Consider the following 19,043-nt stretch of genomic DNA (forward strand, 5'->3'; position numbering starts at 1 on the left):
AGTGGAACTGCCCGTGCGGCAGCCACCACGACCGTGACGTCAATGCCGCCATCAACATCAAGGCCGCCGGGCAGGCGGACTTCAACGACCGTCGAGCGCAGGTAAGACCAGGACTTGTCCCGGCACCGCGCAGTGAAGCGGTAACCCGCCAGAACGCCGCGCGTGCCACGCGCAGCGTGGCTGGAATCGCCGTCCTTTAGGGCGGCGAGGATGTCAAGGCACCACCCGCACGTCGATCCGGACGTCGTCCATGGCGGCGGCCATCCGGCGGCCGACGTCGGCGGCGTAGAGCGCGTCGGCCCAGAGCAGACCCACGAAGCACAGCATGAGCACCACGAACGTCCACACCCGGGCCTCCCCGGGCCTCCCCGCGCCTCCCCGCGCCTACACCACTACCTGATCATCATCGTGATCTTCTTGATCGCGAACCTCGGCCCGGTCCGCGCGGCGCTCGCCCGCGAACCCTGGACCGTGGTCGTCCCCTGGCTCGGTCTGGACATCCTGGCGTCACCGGCAAACCGCCGGCGTAGCCGTCCCGCAGCCTCGGCCGTCATTTCGCTGCCCCGGCTGTGGTCGGGTGGCGCTCGTTTTCGAGCCGTGTTGGACGGCCTGTCCCTCCCAGCCGTCGTTCGGGGTTGTTGTGGATCGCTGGGTGAGCCGTGGGGGACGGCTGGGGTGGGTGGGCCGTCGTTCGGGGTTGTTGTGGATCGCTGGGTGAGCCGTGGGGGACGGCTGGGGTGGGTGGGCCGTCGTTCGGGGTTGTTGTGGATCGCTGGGTGAGCCGTGGGGGACGGCTGGGGTGGGTCGGCCGTCGTCCAGGGTCGTTCTGTGGAGATCGGCAGGCGGGTGGGGCGTAGTCGATCAATCGCCCGCCGGCATTGTGTTGTCTTCGGGTGCCCGGGGCCTCGGCAACGCGGCGGGTGATTGATCAACATCGTGCCATGGGTGACGAGTCGGCCCGGGAACTATCGGTCAGCCGGCGTTCGTGGCTGCCGCGCGGAGTCGGACCGTGGCCGGCGTGCGGAGTCGGACCGTGGCTGCCCGCGCGGAGCCGGACTGTGGCCGGCGCGTGCCGGAAGGGTTGCAGGCGACACCGGTCCTGGGCTGGATGGCGCCGTGATCCCGATCGACTATTGTGGACGGCCATGGACGACGTGAAGCCCCGAAGCGCTTCGATCGACACGACCGTGCCGCATCCCGCCCGGCGATACAACTACTGGCTCGGTGGCAAGGACAACTTCGCGGTGGACCGGGAGTCCGGCGCCGAGTTCGAGAAGCTGCTGCCCGGTCTGCGCGACGGCGTGCAGGCCAACCGGGCGGTGCTGCGCCGGGCCGTGCGGTTCCTCGCCGAGGAGCGGGGCATCCGCCAGTTCCTGGACATCGGCACCGGACTGCCCACCGTGGACAACACGCACGAGGTCGCGCAGCGGGTCGCCCCGGAGAGCCGGATCGTCTACGTCGACAACGACCCGCTGGTGCTCACCCACGCGCGGGCGTTGCTGACCAGCACGGAGCAGGGCCGGACCGCCTACATCGAGGCGGATCTGCGCGACCCCGCGGCGATCCTGAACAGTGACGCGGTCAAGGAGACGCTCGACCTGACCCAGCCGGTCGGCCTGATCCTGGTGGCGGTGCTGCACTTCATCCCGTACCCGGGGGCTGCCAAGAAGCTGGTGCGCCAGCTGCTGGACGCGCTGCCCAGCGGCAGCTACCTGGTGGTGACGCACGGGACCGCGGACTTCCTGCCGCCGGAGATCGCCGCCGCGCACGAGAAGATGTACGAGGAGGGCCGCTCGGACATCTGGCCGCGCCGCAAGGCCGAGGTCGAGGACCTGTTCGAGGGCCTGGAACTGGTCGAGCCGGGCGTCGTGCCGAACACCCTGTGGCGTCCCGAGGAGGGCGACCCGGAGCTGGACCTGCAGGTCGTGGCCGGCTGGACGGGCACCGCCCGCAAACCCTGACTCACCGCGCGTCGCGGAACCGTCCGGGGCTCACGCCGAGGATCCGTTTGAAGTGCCGCACCAGGTGCGGCTGGTCGTAGAAGCCGCTGCCGGCCGCCACCGCCCGCAGCGGCTCGCCGGCCAGGATGCGCCGGCGGGCCAGGTCGACGCGGCGGGAGATCAGGTACTGGTGCGGGGACATGCCGAACTCGCGCCGGAACGAGCGGACCAGATGCGCCGGGTCGAAGTGCAGGGTGGCGGCGGCGACACGGAGCGGCAGGCCGTCGACGATGTGTTCCTCGAGCAGGTCACGCAGGCCGTGTGCGGCCGCGCGGAGGGCCGGCACGGGTGCGGCCGGATCACCCAGGCGTGCGCGCAGCCCTTCCAGGGCGAGGGCGAGAGGTGCGTCCGCCGCCGGCGCCTCCTCCGGGGTACGCGCCAGCTGATGCACCGTGGAGATGAGGCGGTGCAGGCGCTGGTCGGCCAGTGCCGGGGTGTCGACGGCCGCCCCGATCAGCCGTTCCGGCAGCAGAGCGGGTTCCAGGTAGAGCACGCGTTTGCGGAAACCGCCCGGCTTGGCGGCGGTGCCGTTGTGCGGGATCCGCGGCGGCAGCACCGTGATCAGGTCGCCGTACGCCCCGCGTTCGTGCCGGTCCAGGTCGTAGCGGACGGCGCCGTCGTCGACGAGCAGGACCGTCCAGGTGTCGTGGGCGTGCATCGGGTAGGCGTGGTCGCCGAACCGGGCGTGCAGCACCTCGGCGACCCCGTCGAGCGGTGGTCGCCATGCGCGGAGCAGGGGTCCGTCCGGCACGTCAACATCGTACAAGACCTGGCGGGGCGTCCCGGCCTTTGATGGGGGCATGACCGAACCACTGGGTTTTCCGGCACCACTGCGTTTCGCGACCAAGATCGCTGTTCTGCTCCGCGACGACCTGCCGGTGTGGCAGCGCCTCAATGTCACCGCTTTCCTGGTCAGCGGCATCGCGACGGCGGTGCCCGAGGTGCTGGGCGAGCCGTACCTCGACGCCGGCGACGTGTCCTACCTGCCGATGTTCCGCCAGCCGGTGCTGGTCTTCGCCGGTGGCAAGGAGACGTTGACCGGGGCGCACGGGCGGGCGCTGAGCCGGGGAGTGTCGCTGTCGGTCTTCACCTCGGACCTGTTCGGCACCGGTCACGACGCGGCGAACCGGGCCGCCGTCCGGGCCGTCCCGACCGCTGACCTGGACCTGGTGGGTCTCGCCGTCTACGGCCCGCGGGTGGCGGTCGACAAGATCATGAAGGGTGCCGCCATGCATCCGTGAACACTCGGGGACGGTGCTTCGACGCGTACCCGAAAAGAGCGGAAGAGGCGTTCGGAGCGCAACCACTCTGCTTTGCCGCACATGTGCCGATAGGAAGGGTGTGGCGTGGATCTCGGATAGGACGGTGTCCCGGCCCCAGGTGGGGTCAGGGCGGCGATCCGTGCCTGATTCGTGGTCAGCGGGTGAGCCAGCGCAGCGGGTCGGCGACGATGGTGCGGACCACCGAGAGCGCGGCGCCCAGAGCCGGTGCCTCGGCGCCGTAGGTCGAGACGGTGACCTCGGGGCTGGCCCAGCCGGCACCGAGGAAATGCGCCGCCACCTCGCGTTCCACCTCGGGGGCCAGCCACGGTGCGAGCTGGCGGTAGATGCCGCCGAGGACCAGGCGGCCGACGTCGAGCAGGTTGAGACAGCCGGCCAGGACACCGCCGAGGACCGCGCCGGCCTCGGCGAGCGCGGCGAGGGTGGCCGGATCCCCGGCCTGGGCACGCTCGGTGATCAGGTCGGCGGTCGGCCGGACGCCGAACGTGGTGCCGGCCCCGTCGGTGATGCCGGCGGCGCGCAGGATCGCCTCGTGACCGGCGTAGCGCTCCAGGCAGCCGCGCCGGCCGCAGGGGCAGGGCGGGCCGTTGCGGTCGACGGTCAGGTGGCCGATCTCGCCGCTCCAGCCGTGCGACCCGCGGTAGAGCTCGCCGTCGAGCACGATGCCCGCGCCCACGCCGATCTGCCCGCTCACGTAGAGATAGCTGCCGCCGGCCCGCAGCAGGCCCGCCTCGGAGAGCGCGGCGAAGTTCGCCTCGTTGTCGAGTGCGGCCCGCTCGCCGTGCGCGCCGGCCGGCAGCAGGTCGGAGACGTCCAGGTCACGCCAGCCCAGGTTGGGGGCGAGGGTGACGGTGGCGCCGGCCCGGTCGACGATGCCCGGCACCGCGACGGCGCTGCCGACCAGGTCGAGGCCGTCGGCCTCGGCGGCCTGCCGGGCGCCCCGGGCCAGCCGGTCGACCCGGTCCAGGATCTCGCGCGTGCCGTGTCCGCGCTGGTCCTCGGCGACCACGTGTTTGTAGCGGACCTTGCCGGTGAGATCCACCACGCAGACGGCGGTGTAGTCCACGTTGACGTCGATGCCCAGACCGGCCGGGCCGTCCGGGCGCAGGGCCAGCGCGGTGCCCGGACGGCCGGCGCGGGTGCGGGCGGTGGAGCCGACCTCGCGGACCAGTCCGCCGCCGATCAGTTCATCGATGAGGCTGCTCGCCGTCGACCTGTTGAGGCCGGTCCCGGCCGCGATGCCGGCCCGGGAGATCTCGCCGGACTGCTCGGCGACGCAGCGCAGAGCGAGCGCCAGATGGGTGGCCCGGGGATTGACGGCCGGTGTCGTGCGGCGCTTCGCCCGGACCGTGGCGGCGCTGGGCATCCGGACTCCTCTCGCGCGTCGTGTCGTCACGATAGCGGTCCGTACATGATCACCCCTCGGCGCATTAGTCCGAGTGGGCAACAAATAGTATGGCGCGGACCTCATTACGGGCTGTTGAGGGATGGGCCGAAGGCCCCTCCTTTTCATGCCCAATTTCTGCAGGTGCACGGGCTGTGACGGGGCCTACAGTGAGAGACGCTGCTCACGAAGAGTGTTACACAGCCGTTACGGCGCAGCGCGTGCATCGGGCAGGCAAGAGCGTATGTTGTGACCGGCAACAAATAGACCCCGGTTGGCGTCCTGCCGCCGGAATTTTCAGTACTCAGAAAGGAGACGTCTAGGTGTCCAAGAACTTCCGGGTTCTCGCGGCTGTCACCCTGGCCGCCACTCTGGCCGCGGCGTCGGGCTGCAGCAGCAGCCGTTCCAGCGACGAGTCCTCGGACTCGGGCAGCAACCTGATCGGCATCGCGATGCCGACCAAGAGCCTCGAGCGGTGGAACAACGACGGTACGTACCTCGATGGTCTGCTGAAGAAGGCGGGCTACGAGACGTCTCTGCAGTACGCCGACAACAAGGTCGACCAGCAGATCACCCAGCTGCAGAACATGATCAACCAGAACCCCAAGGTTCTGGTCGTGGCGTCGATCGACGGCACCGCGCTGAGCACCGTCCTCGAGACGGCCGCCAAGGCGAACGTCAAGGTCATCGCGTACGACCGTCTCATCAACGAGACGCCGAACGTCGACTACTACGCGACCTTCGACAACTACCAGGTCGGCAAGCTCCAGGGTGAGTTCATCAAGGAGAAGCTGGCCCTCGACACCGCGGCGGGCCCGTTCAACATCGAGCCCTTCGCCGGCTCGTCGGACGACAACAACGCCAAGTTCTTCTTCTCCGGCGCGTGGGACGTGCTCAAGCCGTACGTGGACAGCAAGAAGCTGGTCATCCCGTCCGGCAAGAAGCTCGCCAGCAACGACGACTGGAAGAACGTCTCCGTCGACGGCTGGAGCTCCCAGAAGGCTCAGGCCGAGATGGACAACCGCCTGAACTCGTACTACACCGGCGGCAAGAAGCTCGACGCCGTCCTCTCCCCGAACGACTCGCTCGCGCTGGGCATCGAGCAGTCGCTCGAGTCGAAGGGCTACAAGCCGGGCACCAACTGGCCGATCATCACCGGCCAGGACGCTGACCAGGCGAACGTCAAGAACATCCTCGCCGACAAGCAGTCGATGACGGTCTGGAAGGACACCCGCACCCTGGGTGACCAGGTCGCCAAGATGGTCGACCAGATCGTCAAGGGCGAGACCGTCGAGACCAACGACACCACCACCTACAACAACGGCAACAAGGTCGTCCCGGCCTACCTGCTGCCGCCGGTGGTCGTGACCAAGGACGACGTGAAGACCAAGCTCGTCGACTCCGGCTTCTACACGGCTGACAAGCTCGGCCTGTAAGCAGTCGCCGGCTCAACGCTGGGCAACACCGGGTTCCCACCGACTTCCGGTGGTGGGAACCCGGTCAGTCCCGGTTCTCGACCCCCCTACAGCAAGCGAGTTGTGATGGCCAACGACACCACCCCGATCCTGGAAATGCGGGGCATCACCAAGACCTTCCCGGGCGTCAAGGCGCTGCAGGACGTCACGCTGAGCGTGGCCCGCGGGGAGGTCCACGCCATTTGCGGCGAGAACGGCGCGGGCAAGTCGACGCTGATGAAGGTGCTCAGCGGCGTGTACCCGTACGGCACCTACGACGGCGACATCGTCTTCGAGGGCGAGACCAGCCGATTCAAGACGACGCGCGACTCCGAGGACGTCGGCATCGTGATCATCCACCAGGAACTGGCGCTCAGCCCGTACCTGTCGATCGCGGAGAACATCTTCCTCGGCAACGAGCGCGCCAAGGGCGGCGTGATCAACTGGGCGCAGACCAACAAGCAGGCTGCCGAGTTGCTGGCCCGCGTCGGTCTCTCCGAGGCGCCCGATACCAAGATCATGGACATCGGTGTCGGCAAGCAGCAGCTCGTCGAGATCGCCAAGGCCCTGTCCAAGAAGGTGAAGCTGCTCATCCTCGACGAGCCCACCGCGGCTCTCAACGACGAGGACAGTGCGCACCTGCTGGAGCTGATCCGTCAGCTCAAGGCCGAAGGCATCACCTCCATCATCATCTCGCACAAGCTCAACGAGATCGCCGCGATCGCCGACAGCACGACGATCATCCGCGACGGCCAGAGCATCGAGACCATGGAGATGCACGGGGCCGAACCCGTCAGCGAGGACCGCATCATCCGCGCGATGGTCGGCCGCGACCTGGCCACCCGGTACCCGGACCACACCCCCACCATCGGTGAGGAGGTGCTGCGCATCGAGAACTGGACCGTGCACCACCCCAACGACCCCAGCCGGGTCGTCGTCGACCAGGCCAACGTGACCGTCCGGGCGGGCGAGATCGTCGGCATCGCCGGACTGATGGGCGCCGGGCGTACCGAACTCGCGATGAGCGTGTTCGGGCGCAGCTGGGGCACGAACATCTCCGGCAAGGTGTTCCTCCACGGCAAAGAGGTCAACCTCAAGACCGTGGACGCGGCGATCGACGCCGGCATCGCGTACGCGACCGAGGACCGCAAGCACTACGGCCTCAACCTGATCGACGACATCAAGCGCAACACCTCCGCCGCGAAGCTGAAGCGGATCGCGAAGCTCGGCGTCGTCGACGCCAACCGCGAGATCACGATGGCGGAGCAGTTCCGCAAGGACATGAAGACCAAGGCCTCCAGCGTCGACATGGTGGTCGGGAAACTGTCCGGCGGCAACCAGCAGAAGGTCGTCCTCAGCAAGTGGCTCTTCGCCGAGCCCGAGGTGCTGATCCTCGACGAGCCGTCCCGCGGCATCGACGTCGGCGCCAAGTACGAGATCTACGAGATCATCAACAAGCTCGCCGACTCCGGCAAGGCCGTTCTGGTGATCTCGTCCGAGCTGCCCGAGCTGCTCGGCATCTGCGACCGGATCTACGCGATGAGCCAGGGGCGCATCACCGGACAGATCGACAAGGCCGAGGCCACGCAGGAGGGCCTCATGCGGTACATGACCCAGGAGAAGAGCGGAGCAACGCGGTGAGCGCGTCCAAGTCGGAACCCAGCAAGAACAAGAGTGAATCGCTGGGCGCGTACCTCGGCGGAAACCTGAAGCAGTACGCCATGATCGCGGCGCTCGTGGTCATCGTGCTCTTCTTCCAGTTCCAGACCGACGGCCTGATGCTGCTGCCGAACAACGTCGCGTCGCTGATCCAGCAGAACGCGTACGTGTTCATCCTGACCATCGGCATGGTCATGATCATCGTGGCCGGCCACATCGACCTGTCGGTCGGTTCGGTCGTCGCCTTCATCGGCGGCATCAGCGCCCTGATGATCATGCAGTGGGACGTACCGTGGCCCGCCGCGGTACTGCTGTCGATCGTGCTCGGCGGCATCGTCGGCGCCTGGCAGGGCTTCTGGGTCGCGTACGTCGGCATCCCCGCCTTCATCGTCACCCTCGGCGGCATGCTGCTCTTCCGCGGCCTCGCCATCTACTTCGTCGGCACCACCGTCGGCGGCCTGCCGTCCGGCTTCAACTCGCTGGCCATCGGCGCCGTGCCCAACTGGCTCGGCTTCATCGGCAACCTCGACGCCGTCACCGTGGTCATCGGCGTCGTCGCGGCCCTCGGCCTGCTGATCGGCCAGTTCCGCACCCGCCGCGAACTGGTCAAGAACGAACTGCGGATGGAGCCCTTCGCGGCCTTCATCGGCCGCATCGTGGTGGGCATCGCCGCCATCGCGTACGTGACCTACCTGCTCGCGAGCAGCGCGGACGGCATGCCGATCGTCCTGATCATCGTGGGTGTGCTGGTCCTGCTCTACTCGTTCATCATGGGCAACACGATCTTCGGCCGGCACGTCTACGCGATGGGCGGCAACCTGTCCGCCGCGATGCTGAGCGGCGTGAAGACCAAGCGGGTCAACTTCATGCTCTTCGTGAACATGGGCCTGCTCGCCGGTGTGGCGGCCGTGGTGACGACGGCCCGCGCGGGTTCCGCCGTCGCGGCCGCCGGCCAGAACTACGAGCTGGACGCCATCGCGGCCGCCTTCATCGGCGGCACGGCCGTCAACGGCGGCGTCGGCAAGGTCACCGGCGCCATCGTGGGTGCGCTCATCATGGGCGTGCTCAACATGGGCCTGTCGATCATGAACGTGAGCCCGGAGTGGCAGCAGGTCATCAAGGGCCTGGTGCTGATCATCGCGGTCGCGTTCGACATCCTGAACAAGCGCCGCGGAAAGTAGGCGGGTCTCGTTCCGGAGCTTCACGCTTTCGAGCGTGCGGGTTTGGTGAGCAGCGCCGATCGGCTTGGCCGGTCGGCGCTGCTTCGTATCCGCGGTCGTTCCCGTTCCCGTTGTCGTCGCGGGCCACAGCGTGTCGCTGTCGCTGTCGGTTTGCGGGTTGCCTTGGACCCGTCAAGTGCACTGTTCCGCCCGCTGAGCGCGTCCTCTTCGCCCGTTGAGGTGGGACAGCTCAGGCGGGCCCGGCTCTCAGCTGAAGGTCCAGCGCTGGTTGGGAGTACTCAAGCAGAGGGTGACGATGACACCCTTGCCGGTGCGAGTGCCGGCATAAGGGTCGGTGAGGCAGAGACCGCTGGCGACGTTGGTCAGGACGCCGTCGGTGTTCATCTGCCACTGGGCGTTCGTGCCGGCGCCGTCGCAGGAGGTCAGGCGGACGGTGGTGTCGACGGACACGGCAGCGCACCAGTCCTGCACCTCGAGCGTGCGGTCGGCGTTCAGCCGCCACTGCTGCGGGCTGGAGTCGTTGCAGGTGTCGACGTGGACCTCGCGCCGGTCAGCGGCCCGCCCACCGCGCAGGTCGAGGCAGACCTTGTTGCCGCTGACCAGTGAGCCCTCGCCGGAGGGCACCACGGTGGGAGCCACCCCGGCTGGTGCCGTCGTGGCCGACGAGGTCGCGGCGGCAGGCCCGGAACTCGGTGTGCTGCCCGACGACGGGGCACCGGTGGTTGGCGCGGCCGTGCCGGTGGTGCGGGAACCGGAACCGGACGTGGAACCGCCGTTCTGTGTGGAGGTGCCACCGTTTCCGAGTACCGCGCTCTCTTCCTGGCCGAGAGCATCCTCTGTTGCGGCGGCAGCGGCCGCTGATGCTGCGGCGGGGCCGGTGACCACGGGCAGCGAAGACCCGGGCATCGCCGACGAGGTCGTCGGCTGCAGAACCGGCCGCAGCATCGCATAGCCACCGACGGCCACCGCGACAGCCACCCCGGCACCGATCAACAGCAGGGGCCGATGCCTCCGCGCGCTCGCCACCGGTTCCTCGGCCGTCCCACGAGCCGCCACGGCGGGCAGTACCTGCGTAGGGATCTCCCGGTTCGGATCGTCCTGCCAGGTGGCGGGCACGCCGTCGCGCGCTCCGTCGGAACCGGCGCCCTCCTTCAGGACGAACGGCCTGACCAGCAACGGATCCCGGTCGCGAGCGACGTCGTCGCCCGGCGCGCCGTCCACTGAACCCACGGACTAGCCACCCCTCGGTCAGCCGATACGGTGCCCCAACTTACCGGTCCGTCTCCACGCGCGTGGGGCGGCTCCTCCCTTACATGATCATTGCTCCAGCCCGTTCCTCTCCGCGTTCACACCTTCTCTTCTGCGTCATCATTTCTTCCCGTGGGCGGCCTTCCCGTGGGCGGCCTTCCCCTGGGCGGCGAGTCCCGTGGGGAAGGCCGAGTGCCTTCTTCTCGTTTGTCGCTTCGATTACGGCTGTTACGCCTTGTCGGCGACATCCTGGTCCTGGGCGGCCATCACCGTTTCCAGAAAGGCTTCCGCCCCGGCGTCTCCGAGGTGTCGGTCTTCTCGGCCCCACCCGCGAACTCGTCCAGAACGCGGATCGCCGTCGCCCAGCGTTCCTCCAACGACGTATCGCCGCGCAGCAGGACGGCCAACTCCCGCAGGGATTTGACCTCTTCCTCGGGTGCCTGCGCGATCAGAACATCCAACCGGCTGGCCAGGTCCTCCAGAAGATCCTTGCGATCGAGCACTGGCTCACCAGCCGCGTTGCGCAGCCGGTCCGCCTCCACCGTGGCCAGACTCCGGAGCTCCGGGATCGACGTTGCGGAACCTGCCGACGCGACCTTGCCGAGGCGGGCACGTCCGATCGGCCCGGCGAAACCGCGGGACACTCCGGCCGGCGGTCCGGTCATCGGGCCTGGTCGCGGCATCCCCGACCGAGATGCCCCAGATCCAGGCGATCCGGCACGGGGAGGGGCGAAGCTCGGCCGACCGGGCGCCGGTGCACCTGTAGGTGGCGCAGGCGGCGCAGCACTGGGAGCGGTCGGAGAAGACGGCGGCGCGGTGGGCGGTGTGCCCGGACCGGGCGACGGGGTGGCTGGAGCAGGCGGCGGTGCACCCGGCGCGGGCGGCGCAGGCGGGAACGGCGAGGGCGGCGGCGGACCCGCGAAGGCCGCCGTATCAGCTGCCACGAACGGCGAGGCGGTCCCCGCGAAATACACCGGCGGCGCGGCCGGCACGGGCTGTTCCCAACCGGACGGCGACTCGACAGGCTGGGTGACCCGGCGGTTCTTGCCACCCTCGTTCACCACCCGCTGGTCGACGGCGACGTAGGCGGTGAACCGGCACAACACCCCGAACCGCAGCGAGGTGCCGACGATCGCCTCCTCCCGGAACAGTTCCCCGGAGGCATACGCGTCCTCGAGATGACGCAGCCATGCTCGCGCCCAGAGAGCGGTCACCGCGGACTCGTCGCGTCGCTGGAGCGTCACTGTGGTCCGGAACTCCTGGGCGTCCCGGGTCCGGCCGGTCACCGTGAGCGTTCCCTCCGGGGTTCCGGCGTAGCGACCCGTCACCACCAGGGGAACTCCGGGGTAGAGACCGGGAAGTCGGGCCGGACTGATGTCGGAGAGGGAGAGATCGTCCCCGTCGGCGGTGATGGCGAGCCCGGTGACGACCGGGGCGCCGATCCGCCGGTGGATGTGTTCCATCGCCTCGTCCAGCCGGTCCTCGCTCTCCACCAGCTCGGCCCGTCCCGCGCCGAGCGTGGCGAGCCGGCCGAGGAACCCGGCGTTGACCGCGCGGTCGATGCCGATGGTGTGCACCCTGGTGGAGCCGATCAGCGACGAGACCTCGTGGACGATCTGGTCCTCGTTGCCGACCTGGCCGTCGGTGACCAGGACGAGCACCCGGTCCCGGCCGGTGCTGTCGGCGAGCAGGCCGAGACCGGTGGTCAGCGGGGCGAGGATCTCGGTGCCGCCGCGCGCGTCGGCCCTGGCCAGGTGCTCGACGGCGCGGAACCGGTTGCGGTCGGTCGCGGCGTGCAGCCCGGCGCCCAGGTCGGCCGGGTGGTCGACCTGGTGGTCGAAGGTGAGCACGGCGAACCGGTCTCCGGCGGTCAGCGTGTCGATCACCCGGGCGGCGGCGCGGCGAGCGGCGACCATCTTCCAGCCGCCCATGCTGCCGGACCGGTCCAGCAGGAGCACCACGTCTTTCTGCCGGGGCGCAACCGTGGGGTCGGGCGGCAGGACGGTCAGCTGGAAGGTGCCGGCCTGCTCGCCGCCAGCACGGTCGCCGACCGGCGGGGTGCTGTCGCTGGAGGCAGCGCCGGCAGCGGTCGGGTGGGCGTCGGGGCCGCTGTCGGGGACTGCGATCGCGGACTCGCCGCCCGGGGCGTAGACCAGGCGCAGGACGAAGTCGCGGTCGGCCCGGTCGCCGGACGCGATCCGCAGGACACCGCCCTCGTCGGTGACGGTGTGCAGGCTCGACCGCACGTCGCCGAGCTCGAGGCCGGCCGGGTCGATGGTCACCCCGACGGAGAGCCGCAGCGGATGGGGGAATCCGGGCAGCAGCACCGGCGGCGAGATGCGGGAGGCGTCCGGGACCGCGTCGGTGTCGGGGTGCTGGCCGTCGCCGGCCGAGGGCACGGACAGCGGAACTCCGGGAAGGTATCGGGGGGCGACGACCAGCGGGAACCGGAAGGTCGCCGCGCCGTCCTCGTAGGGAAGAGGTCCCACCAGCTGCAGACGGATGGTCACCCGCTCACCGGGCATGATGTTGCCGACCCGCATGGTGAAGACGTCGGGCCGTTCCTCCTCGGCGATCGACGCGCGCTGGCCGGAGGCTATCGCCTGGGCGTACTCCTCCCGGGCGGCACCGCGTTCCTGCAGTACGGCGGTGATGGTCCGGTCGTCGGCGGTCATGCTCATGCCGGTGACCGCGGCCCGGTCCGGCAGGGGGAAGACGTAGGTGGCCTCGAGTGCGGTGTCGTGCGCGTTGACGAACTCGGTGGTCAGCGCGGTGCGCACGAGCAGGCCGCTGATTGCGGCGCGGACGTCGAGCCGGTCGAGCGGCAGGTTGCCGCGTTCGGTGCGCAGCGTGCCGATCCCGGCGTCGGGCAGATCGGGCAGACGTTCCAGCTCGGCCGGACCCATCGGGTTGACGGAAATGATCATTCATTTCTCCCATCGGTGAGCCCGCGGGACGCGAGCAGGTCGAGCAGAGGACGGGCGGCCACGGCGAGAGCGTCGCGGTCCAGGCCGTCCACGGGGTGGGGGACCAAAAGGATCACGCCCTCGCTCAGCGGGATGCCGGTGAGCAGGGGCGCGTCACTGTTGCCGTGGTGGAGACCGGCCGGGTCGAGCGCCATCGGGGCCGAGGGACGCGCGAACGTGACGGGCGGCGCGGGCACCCGTGGGGGGTTCTTCCAGAAATCGGGCCGGGCCGGTGGGGAGGCCGGGGGGACGTCGGCGTCCAGAAGATCGTCCGGAACCCGGGCGGCGTCCGCCAGGGCCGTGTCGGTGGCGCCCGCCAGCTCCGCCTGGATCTCGGCGAGCGTGCGCCCCGCGGCCTGGCGCCGCTTGATGGCGACGAGCTGCAGGAGATGACGGGTGCCGTAGAGCGCGGTGCGCCCCCGCATGCCGAGCGGCCGGTCGACCAGGCCCGTCGTCGTGTACCACCGGATCGCACGGCGGTCGGGCAGGTCCCGGACGCGTCCGTTGGGCGCACCGGGGTATTCCGCGGTGAGGGCCGCGTGAACCCGCTCGACCAACTGCTCCATCGTCCACATGCCGTCGATATTGACACTGTCACCGTGACACTGTCAATATCGACGGAGGCGGCGAGGAGGGGTGGCGTGAGCGGCAGGCGTGATCTACGGCAGAGCGGTGCCGTCGACCTTCAGGGTGTATGGCGCGTATTGCTGGACCGTGCCCGTCGGTTCGTCGAAGGCGACCACCGCCACCACCTTGGTGAATGCGCGGAGCTTGTCGGCCTCCGCCAGCGGCACGATCGTCGCCTCGCCGCGGGCGAGCCCGACCAGGGTCACGTGCCAGGCGTGCACCGGGGCCGGGCGGATCTGCGTCATCGACCGCCAGCCGTCCAGCGTGCCGGCCGGCACCGCGGTGCCACCGATGGTGATGTTCTTGATGTGCCAGCCGCCGAGGTTGACCGCCGCGTCACTGACATACCGGAAACCCACAAAGACCTGCTTCCCGGCGTACGCGGAAAGGTCGTAGGTCAGATCGGCGTCCACGGCGGTGCCGGTGATCGCCGCACCCAGCGGCCCTTTGACGGTCCGGTTCCCGGTCGCCGGGCGGTAGGTGCGCCCACCGTCCGACGACACCGTCAGATAGCCGTAATCGAACTTCTCCTCCATGGCGAACGACGCGGTGACCCGCAGCACCGGGTCGCCGGCCGGCACGTCGACCGCCCGGACCGCCGTCGCGTCTGTTTTCGGGGCGTTCCCGGAGAAGAGCGTCCCGCCGTCGAGGGTCCAGCTCAGCGGGCTCGCCGGCAGTGTCGCGGCGCCCTGGAACTCCACGGTGCCGAACCCTTTCGGCAGGCGGACGTAATCCGCGCCGTTGGGCGGCGCCCCCGGTTTTCCGGTGGACTCCGGGTTGCCGAGGTTCACCGCCGACCGCAGGCTCGGCACGACGACCCGCCCGGCCGGGACACCCGTGATCGACCCGTCCGGGTCGCCGGCCGGCTTGTCCACCAGGGTCATGAGCTGGAAATCGTGCAGGACGTCATACCACGAGGTGCCCTCGGGCAGCACCGCCGCGACCGCGTCCATGCCCCGATGTTCCCTGTCGTTGTGCAGCGCGGAGAGGACCTTCGTGCCGAACCGGTCCCGCAGATAGGCCATGAGCTGATAGGTGATGCCGTAATCGGCCAGGATCGCGTCCGGGCCGCCTTCGGACCACAGGTTCAGCGAGTTCGACGGGCCACCGCAGTCGCGCGGATTCGGGTTGGCGCCGGTCTTGACGCTGCCGAAGCCCTGATAGCAGGTGATGTGGTTGTCGAATCCCCGGTGATAGACGCCGAGACTCGCGTCGACGTACCCCGTGAGGGTCTGGGCGTAATCGGAGAGTCCCTCGTCGACCCAGGTCTCCTCTTGCGGGTCGGTGTAATAGCTGAGCAGGTGGTGCCATTCGTGGGCGAACGTCGACTCGTACATCCGGGGGCGGGCCGGCCGGCTGACGCAGAGATCGTCGTCCGGCTCGTTGCGGGGATCCGCGCCCATCCGGTGCGGCCAGTCGAACGCGTCGATGGTCATGACGTTGCGGTCGAAGAGTTCGTTGAGCTGCTCCGAGAAGAACCCCGACACGTAGGTGGGGCGCTCCGGGAAACTGAAGTAGTTGTCGTCGCGGATGTTGTCGACAAGCGTCACGGTCCGGCCGCCGTCGCCGCTGAAGTCGCCGTCCACGCCCGGGTTCGTCCCCGACCGATCGGGCGGCGTGCTGAAGACCGTCGTCTCCTTGGGATAGATCGTCTGGTCGAACTCTCTGACCAGCGTCGCCAGCTGCGCGTCGGTGACGGTGACCGTGGTGTCCGGGCGGCAGTCACCCTTGGGGAAGGCCACATCGGCGGCCACCCACACCTCGATGTGCTCGCCCACCGCCCGCAGGGTGTAGTCCTTGCGGTAGATGTCGTTCTTGACCGCGTTGAGTCCGGCCCAGCTGCGCACCGTTCCCAGCGGCGGGGTCTTGGCGGCCGCCCGGCGCCCGGCGGGCTGCGGGCCGCGGTAGGCGGGCGCAGGCAGGGGGATCCCGTCCAGCGTGAGCCGGGCCGGTGTCAGCTCCCGGGTATCGGCCGTGGGTGGTGCAGGCGGGGGAGCGGCGGCGATGCCAGTCGTATCGGCCGTTGCGGGTGCCGCGGCCGGGGGCTGTGGTGGTGGCGCGGCAGGAGCCGGTGCGGCGAGGAAGGGAACGGTTACGGCAACAGCCGCGAAGCTCGCAAAAAGGATGCGCGTCACGTCTCGCGAGGCTACCCAAAGTCGCGAGCCCGTGACGCCAACACCCGTTGTTGTGGATCAGGAAACCTCCTGGCGGAGCACCCTCACGACACCGGCGACCAGCGGAATCACCACCCAGACGGTGGCCGAGACCGCCAGCCGGGACCACTCGCCACCGGTCATGTCCGGGTTCGTCAGGGCCTGCGAGGTGAAGTTCAGATCCAGCCACTCGGAAGCGGTGCTCAGGCTCTTCACCACGCTGCCCAGGACGGACCACACCGTCGGCAGCGCGAAGAACACGACGATCGCCAGCGGCGTGCTCAGCAGCAGCGTGCCGAACCCGATTCCCATCAGCACGAAAACGGCCTGGAGCAGCAGGCTCTGCCCGATCAGCGACGGCTCCAGCCGCCACGACGCGGCACCACCGAGCGGACCGGCGATCACGGTCGCCACCGCGGCCAAGATCGCGGCCAGAGCCGTCGCCGCGACCGAGATCAGCACGCCGGCGACCACCTTGGCGCCCAGGACCCGGCCGCGGGCCGGCACCAGGGTGAAGGTGCCCAGCACGGTGCGCTGCGACCACTCGCTCGTCACCGACAGGATGCCGAGCACCGGCAGGAGCACCGCCGACGGCACCTGGCCGAACAGGAAGAACGCCGGGAAACTCTGTTCGGACTCGTCGGCCCACCCCAACTGCAGCACCGACGTGCCCGCGGTAGCCAGGACGATCACGATCAGCAGCCACAGCCCGGCCCGGGTGTCCGCCAGCTTGCGCAGCTCGACCACGGTGAGCCGGCCCAGCGTCACCGGGCGGGAGACGGCGGGGGACAGGGCGCTCATCGGGAGACCTCCTCGAGCTCGGACTTCGCGGTCAGCCGCAGGAACATCTCCTCCAGGCCGCCCGACCCCGCTGCTCGCAGCTCGAGCAGCACCACACCGGACTCGGCGGCCGCCTGCCCGATGCTCTGCGGGCCGGCCGGCACCAGCACGCCGCCGTCGGCGCAGCGGGAACCGGTCACGCCCATCCGGTCGAGCAGCGCGTCGAGAGCGACCGGATCGGCGGCACGGACCAGAGTGCCGGCGGCGCCGAGCAACTGCGCCTTGTCGCCCTGCATCAGAACCCTGCCGCCACCGATCATGACGAGCCGGTCCGCCACCACCTCCACCTCCCGCAACAGATGCGAGGAGAGCAGCACCGTCCCACCCCGGTCGGCGAACCCCCGCAGCAGCCCGCGCATCCAGTGGATGCCCTCCGGGTCCAGGCCGTTGGCCGGTTCATCCAGGATCAGCACGGCAGGATCGCCGATCATCGCGTACGCGAGACCGAGGCGTTGCCGCATGCCCAGTGAGTACGCGCGAACCCGCCGCCGCGCGGCGGCTCCCTCCAGACCGACCTGCCGGAGCCGCTCGGGCACCCGGGCGGTGTCGAGCCCCATGGTGACCGCCGCGAGTGCCAGAGTCTCCCGTCCGGTCCGCCCGGCGTGCTGGGCGGACGCGTCGAGCAGCACGCCGATCTGCCGGCCGGGGTTGCCGAGCCGGCGATACTCCACGCCGCTGACCGTCGCGGTGCCGGAGGTCGGCGTGGCCAGACCACAGATCATCCGCATGGTGGTCGACTTCCCGGCGCCGTTGGGCCCGAGGAACCCGGTCACCGTGCCGGGTTCGCAGGTGAAGCTCACGTCGTCGACGGCGAGATGCCGCCCGTACCTCTTGGTGAGATGTTCGACCTCAATCATGCGATCAGCGTGCTGCTGCCGGACCGGTCCGCGCGTCGGCCGGTGGTCGATGCCGGATAACCAAGGTCGGGGTCAGGACCCCTACTTTGGTCGGTATCGGGGCGCGAGCGCGGGCTCGTACAGTCGCGATGTGGAAATGGCGGAGCACCGGTGGCTGATACCGTCCGCGCTGGTCGCGGACCCGGACGGTCCCGCACCGGTGCGGCGGTCCACCCGTGACTGGGTGGTCGACGGCCTCTGCGTCGCTGTCGCCGCCGGTTTCGCGGTGATCCTCACCCTGAACCTGATCAACGATCCGTCGAACGGCGTCCCGCGATGGTGGGACACACCCCGCTGGCTGAGCATCGCGGACGGCGCCGCCGGTGTCGTCGCCGGGCTCTCACTCTGGTGGCGCCGCCGGTTCCTCGCCGCGGTGGCCGGATACCACCTGGTCCTCTCCCTGTTCACGTTGGCCGGCGCGGTCTCCATCCTCGTCGTGATCCTGACCGTCGGCGTGCACCGGCGGTTCGCCGTACTCGCGGGCTACCTGGCAGCCATCGTGGCCAGCAACTTCGTCTTCGCGGGTCTCCGCCACGAGAACGGGCAGACCTACTGGGAGACCGTCGGCTGGGGCACCGCCTTCGTGATCATCGTGGCGCTCTGGGGCATGGTGCTGCGGACCCGGCGTCAGCTCATCGTCTCCTGGCGGGAACGCGCCGAGCGGGCCGAGTCCGAGCAGCGTCTGCGGGTCGCGCAGGCCCAGGTGCTGGAACGCACGCGGATCGCCCGGGAGATGCACGACGTGCTCGCCCACCGGATCTCGCTGATCAGCCTGCACGCCGGGGCGATCGAGTTCCGGCCGGACGCGCCACCCGACGAGATCGCCGGAGCGGCCGCCGTCGTCCGGGCGAGTGCGCACCAGGCGCTGCAGGACCTGCGGGCGGTGATCGGCGTGCTGCGAACCGGGGCGCAGAGTGACGACGTACCGGAACGCCCGCAGCCCACGCTCAGCGCGCTGCCGGCGCTGGTGGACGAGACGCGGTCCTCCGGCAGCCGGGTGCGACTTGCCGTCTCGGCGGCCCTCGACGAGGTGCCGGCGACGACCGGGCTCACGGCGTATCGGATCGTGCAGGAAGGTCTCACCAACGCGCGCAAGCACGCGCCCGGCACCGCGGTGGGTGTCGCCGTCGACGGCGATCCCGGCGACGGTCTGACGATCGAGATCCGTAACCCGATGCCGGCGACCGCTCCCGCACGGCCCATCCCGGGCACCGGCGTGGGCCTGGTCGGGCTGGCCGAGCGGGCCGGGCTGGCGGGCGGCCGGATCACCCACGGCCCGGCGGACGGCGACTTCGTCCTCACCGCCTGGCTGCCGTGGACGGTGCCATGACGTGGACCGGTGCCCATGTTCACGG

At 69.8% G+C, this 19,043-nt stretch carries 16 protein-coding genes; 7 read left to right on the plus strand and 9 right to left on the minus strand.

Annotated features, from left to right (window positions below):
* On the plus strand, positions 1 to 200 hold a 200-nt coding region (locus tag QSK32_RS32710), incomplete at its 5' end, for a zinc ribbon domain-containing protein (protein WP_285474024.1).
* Positions 201 to 213: 13 nt separating this feature from the next.
* On the opposite strand, the gene QSK32_RS32715 is transcribed toward QSK32_RS32710, so the two are convergent.
* Positions 214 to 348, minus strand: a complete 135-nt coding sequence (locus QSK32_RS32715) for a hypothetical protein (RefSeq protein ID WP_285474025.1) — start codon at positions 346 to 348, stop codon at positions 214 to 216.
* 797 nt (positions 349 to 1,145) lie between these two features.
* Between QSK32_RS32715 and QSK32_RS32720 the strand changes: the two genes are divergently transcribed.
* The gene (locus QSK32_RS32720) at positions 1,146 to 1,961 is read left to right on the plus strand and encodes an SAM-dependent methyltransferase (protein ID WP_045744730.1); all 816 of its coding nucleotides are present in this window, start codon (positions 1,146 to 1,148) and stop codon (positions 1,959 to 1,961) included.
* Between the two features lies 1 nt (position 1,962).
* On the opposite strand, the gene QSK32_RS32725 is transcribed toward QSK32_RS32720, so the two are convergent.
* The gene (locus QSK32_RS32725) at positions 1,963 to 2,802 is read right to left on the minus strand and encodes an AraC family transcriptional regulator (protein ID WP_502872575.1); all 840 of its coding nucleotides are present in this window, start codon (positions 2,800 to 2,802) and stop codon (positions 1,963 to 1,965) included.
* Here QSK32_RS32725 and QSK32_RS32730 point away from each other — a divergent pair.
* Positions 2,801 to 3,241 carry a DUF2000 domain-containing protein gene (locus QSK32_RS32730; RefSeq protein ID WP_285474027.1) on the plus strand — a complete coding sequence of 147 codons (441 nt, stop codon included), beginning with the start codon at positions 2,801 to 2,803 and terminating at the stop codon, positions 3,239 to 3,241. The genes QSK32_RS32725 and QSK32_RS32730 overlap by 2 nt on opposite strands.
* A 175-nt stretch (positions 3,242 to 3,416) precedes the next feature.
* Here the strand turns inward: QSK32_RS32730 and QSK32_RS32735 are convergent, their stop codons facing one another.
* Entirely contained in the window at positions 3,417 to 4,646 is a 1,230-nt protein-coding gene (locus QSK32_RS32735) for an ROK family transcriptional regulator (protein WP_045744733.1), read from the minus strand.
* 341 nt (positions 4,647 to 4,987) lie between these two features.
* Between QSK32_RS32735 and chvE the strand changes: the two genes are divergently transcribed.
* From chvE to mmsB, 3 genes are all read left to right on the plus strand, one after another.
* Positions 4,988 to 6,100, plus strand: coding sequence for a multiple monosaccharide ABC transporter substrate-binding protein (chvE, locus tag QSK32_RS32740; RefSeq protein ID WP_045744734.1), 1,113 nt, complete (start codon positions 4,988 to 4,990; stop codon positions 6,098 to 6,100).
* A gap of 105 nt (positions 6,101 to 6,205) precedes the next feature.
* A complete protein-coding gene (mmsA, locus tag QSK32_RS32745; protein WP_045744735.1) occupies positions 6,206 to 7,759 on the plus strand; it encodes a multiple monosaccharide ABC transporter ATP-binding protein in 1,554 nt (517 codons plus the stop codon).
* Positions 7,756 to 8,958: a multiple monosaccharide ABC transporter permease gene (gene mmsB / locus QSK32_RS32750; protein WP_045744736.1), complete on the plus strand. Its 1,203-nt coding sequence runs from the start codon at positions 7,756 to 7,758 to the stop codon at positions 8,956 to 8,958. Before mmsA ends, mmsB begins: the two co-directional genes overlap by 4 nt.
* Before the next feature lie 246 nt (positions 8,959 to 9,204).
* On the opposite strand, the gene QSK32_RS32755 is transcribed toward mmsB, so the two are convergent.
* The 6 genes from QSK32_RS32755 to QSK32_RS32780 form a co-directional block, all read right to left on the minus strand.
* Positions 9,205 to 10,188, minus strand: a complete 984-nt coding sequence (locus QSK32_RS32755) for a ricin-type beta-trefoil lectin domain protein (RefSeq protein WP_285474028.1) — start codon at positions 10,186 to 10,188, stop codon at positions 9,205 to 9,207.
* Positions 10,189 to 10,472: 284 nt separating this feature from the next.
* Positions 10,473 to 13,133, minus strand: a complete 2,661-nt coding sequence (locus QSK32_RS32760) for a VIT domain-containing protein (protein ID WP_285474029.1) — start codon at positions 13,131 to 13,133, stop codon at positions 10,473 to 10,475.
* Positions 13,130 to 13,747: a MerR family transcriptional regulator gene (locus tag QSK32_RS32765; RefSeq protein WP_285474030.1), complete on the minus strand. Its 618-nt coding sequence runs from the start codon at positions 13,745 to 13,747 to the stop codon at positions 13,130 to 13,132. The genes QSK32_RS32760 and QSK32_RS32765 overlap by 4 nt, the downstream gene beginning before the upstream one ends.
* An 84-nt stretch (positions 13,748 to 13,831) precedes the next feature.
* On the minus strand, positions 13,832 to 15,934 hold the full coding sequence (locus QSK32_RS32770) for a M6 family metallopeptidase (protein WP_045744739.1): 2,103 nt from the start codon (positions 15,932 to 15,934) through the stop codon (positions 13,832 to 13,834).
* 57 nt (positions 15,935 to 15,991) lie between these two features.
* Positions 15,992 to 16,753, minus strand: a complete 762-nt coding sequence (locus QSK32_RS32775) for an ABC transporter permease (RefSeq protein ID WP_285474031.1) — start codon at positions 16,751 to 16,753, stop codon at positions 15,992 to 15,994.
* Positions 16,750 to 17,649, minus strand: a complete 900-nt coding sequence (locus tag QSK32_RS32780; protein ID WP_045744741.1) for an ABC transporter ATP-binding protein — start codon at positions 17,647 to 17,649, stop codon at positions 16,750 to 16,752. Before QSK32_RS32780 ends, QSK32_RS32775 begins: the two co-directional genes overlap by 4 nt.
* A gap of 136 nt (positions 17,650 to 17,785) precedes the next feature.
* Between QSK32_RS32780 and QSK32_RS32785 the strand changes: the two genes are divergently transcribed.
* Positions 17,786 to 19,018: a sensor histidine kinase gene (locus tag QSK32_RS32785; protein ID WP_285474150.1), complete on the plus strand. Its 1,233-nt coding sequence runs from the start codon at positions 17,786 to 17,788 to the stop codon at positions 19,016 to 19,018.
* The last annotated feature ends 25 nt before the right edge of the window (positions 19,019 to 19,043 follow it).

This window comes from Actinoplanes sp. NBRC 101535 (genome assembly GCF_030269225.1).
GTDB lineage: Bacteria > Actinomycetota > Actinomycetes > Mycobacteriales > Micromonosporaceae > Actinoplanes > Actinoplanes rectilineatus.